Annotated in this window: 2 protein-coding genes; one reads left to right on the plus strand and one right to left on the minus strand. The window is 40.3% G+C overall.

Annotation, left to right across the window (positions count from 1 at the left end):
• Positions 1–282: 282 nt before the first annotated feature.
• Entirely contained in the window at positions 283–1458 is a 1176-nt protein-coding gene (locus ABNR88_RS07045; RefSeq protein WP_291926085.1) for a pyridoxal phosphate-dependent aminotransferase, read from the minus strand.
• 60 nt (positions 1459–1518) lie between these two features.
• Between ABNR88_RS07045 and uvrB the strand changes: the two genes are divergently transcribed.
• A partial coding sequence (uvrB, locus tag ABNR88_RS07050; RefSeq protein ID WP_348670241.1) for an excinuclease ABC subunit UvrB occupies positions 1519–3168 on the plus strand: 1650 nt, incomplete at its 3' end.

Consider the following 3168-nt stretch of genomic DNA (forward strand, 5'->3'; position numbering starts at 1 on the left):
AGTTATAAGTCAGACTGTTAATCCGTTTGTTTTTAACTTTGACTAACTTCTACAGGTCTTACTCCATAAGGGATTCCAGGTGAATCCCTTTTTTACGTCTATTGAAAGTGTCAACCATTATTGTTATTTGGTTGACACTTTTGTATATAACTATTTAGGGTGGTTGTTAATGGCTGTTAAAAATGGGAGAATTGTACTCCTTAAATCAAAGTATTTGCATAGATAGTTGGTGATTTGTGTCATTGAAACTCTGCAAAAAAAAGCCGGAAAATAAAAAAAGAATTAAACTTGAGCGAGCTTCTCAACAGCAAGTTTGATGTTATCCATGCTGGTTGCGAATGAAAATCTTACGTAACCAGGTGCGCCAAAAGCAGAGCCCGGAACCAGGGCGATGTTTAGTTTTTCTAGGCAGTAAGTGGAGAATTCCACGTCATCTTTTAGACCTAAGCGTTTAATCAAGCCCTCCACTCTAGGGAAGGAATAAAATGCACCTTGTGATCTAGGACACTCAACACCATCAATAGTATTTAGTGCGTTGACAATATATTCGTGACGCTCTTCAAATGCACTAACCATGATATTAATAATACTTTGGTCGCCATTGAGCGCCTCTAAAGCTGCCGCTTGAGCAATTGAACAAGGGTTAGAGGTTGATTGGCCTTGGATCTTTTTCATGGCTTTAATGATAGCTTCTGGACCACCTGTATAACCAATACGCCAGCCTGTCATAGCGTAGCCTTTAGAAACACCGTTAAGAATAATGGTGCGATCTTTTAAGTCAGGTTCAGCCATGACGATATTGATAAAATCTTCATCACCCCAGCGAATGTGCTCGTAGATGTCATCAGTAATAATAAGCACCTGAGGATGTTTTATAAGAACATTTGCCAAGGCTTGTAACTCAGCTTGTGAGTAAACTGCACCAGTAGGGTTGGACGGGCTGTTAATAATAAATAGTTTGGTTTTATCGGTAATGTTTGCTTCTAGCTGCTCAGGTGTGATTTTAAAATCTTGCTCCAGTCCAGTTTTAACAACAACCGGTGTGGCGTCAGCTAAAATCACCATATCTGGGTAGCTTACCCAGTAAGGGGATGGAATGATAACCTCGTCTCCTTCGTTAAGCACCGCTTGACACAAATTATAAAATACCTGTTTACCACCTGAAGATACCATCACTTCAGTAGCTGAGTAGTCTAGGTTATTCTCACGTTTGAATTTGTCAATAATGGCCTGCTTTAAAACAGGTGTGCCATCAACTGCTGTGTATCTGGTTTCACCGTTGTTGATCGCCTGAATGGCTGCTTTTTGAATATTAATAGGAGTATCAAAATCTGGCTCACCAGATCCCATTGATACAATTTGCACTCCTTGAGCCTTTAATTCTCCTGCTTTTGCAGTGACTGCAAGGGTTGCTGAAGGTTTGACTTTTTGAACTCTTTGAGAAAGGAATGCTGACATGATTATTGATAAGAAATAGATTAAAATTGAATGTTTTATGTTAATGAAAAATCACAGTAAGTGGGCAATAAATTTCAACTAGAATCACAATTTTCCCCAAGTGGAGATCAACCGAGTGCCATTAAGGCGTTGGTTGATGGAATTAATGCTGGAGAGAAGTTCCAAACCTTGCTAGGGGTTACCGGTTCGGGCAAAACATTTACACTGGCCAATGTGATCAAACAGACTAAGCGTCCTAGTTTAATCATGGCGCCTAATAAAACCCTGGCCGCTCAACTGTACGCTGAGATGAAGGAGTTCTTCCCAAATAATTCAGTGGAATATTTTGTTTCGTATTATGATTATTATCAGCCAGAGGCTTATGTGCCGGCGTCTGACACTTTTATCGAAAAAGATTCTTCGATTAATGAGCAAATTGAGCAAATGCGCCTGTCAGCCACCAAATCTTTATTGGAGCGTGATGACGTAATTATTATCGCCAGTGTATCGGCTATTTACGGCTTGGGCGATCCTGAAAGTTATATGTCGATGCTGTTGCATTTGAGTGTGGGAGAGGTGTCTAATCAAAGAGAGATATTGTCGCGCCTTTCACAAATGCAATACACGCGCAATGATGTTACTTTGCTTAGAGGGTGTTTTCGGGTTAAAGGGGAGGTGATTGATATTTTCCCGGCCGATTCTGAAGAGCAGGCATTGCGTATTGAGATGTTTGATGAAGAAATTGAAAGGCTGTATTGGTTTGATCCTTTGACAGGTGAACGGCTTAAATCTTTACAGCGAATTACCATTTATCCGCAAACGCATTACGTAACGCCAAAATCTAAGATTTTAAATATGCTCGATGATATTAAAGATGAGCTAAAAGTTCGAAGAAAAGAGTTGCTTTCTTTAAACAAACTAGTCGAAGAACAGCGCCTAACTCAGCGTGTGCATATGGATATTGAAATGATGCGCGAGCTGGGTTATTGTACTGGTGTTGAAAATTATTCGCGTTATTTATCTTCACGCAAACCAGGCGATCCACCGCCAACTTTGCTTGATTATTTACCTGAAAATTCATTGATAATTTTGGATGAATCACACGTCACTGTTAGCCAAATTGGCGGCATGTACAAGGGTGATCGGGCGCGTAAAAAAACCTTGGTAGAGTTTGGCTTTCGCCTGCCTTCTGCACTGGACAATCGCCCTTTAAAATATAACGAATTTGAAGATCGAGTTCATCAATGTATTTTGGTTTCAGCAACTCCATCCCAATATGAATTTGATGTCTCTAGTACGATTGCAGAACAGGTGGTGCGTCCAACTGGATTATTAGATCCTGAAATAGAGGTTCGACCAGTTGGCACCCAAGTTGATGATTTACTCAGCGAAATTAATAAGCGTGTTAAAGTGGGTGATCGAGTGCTAGTTACCACGCTGACTAAAAAGATGTCCGAGCAACTCAGTGACTATTTAAATGAGCATGGTGTTAAGGTTCGATATCTACATTCTGATATTGATACAGTTGAGCGAGTGGAAATTATTCGAGATTTGCGTTTAGGGGTGTTTGATGTTCTAGTTGGTATTAACTTACTGAGAGAGGGTTTGGACATTCCTGAGGTATCTTTAGTGGCGATATTGGACGCTGATAAAGAGGGTTTTTTACGTTCTGAAAGGTCACTGATTCAAACCATGGGTAGGGCGGCTAGAAATGTTAATGGTAAGGCGATT

This window comes from uncultured Candidatus Thioglobus sp. (assembly GCF_963981275.1).
In the GTDB taxonomy this organism is placed as follows: Bacteria; Pseudomonadota; Gammaproteobacteria; order PS1; family Pseudothioglobaceae; genus Thioglobus_A.

Bases quoted from the DNA above. Each gene is read 5' to 3' on its own strand.
- ABNR88_RS07045 (WP_291926085.1), bottom strand. From the start codon at position 1,458: ATGTCAGCATTCCTTTCTCAAAGAGTTCAAAAAGTCAAACCTTCAGCA.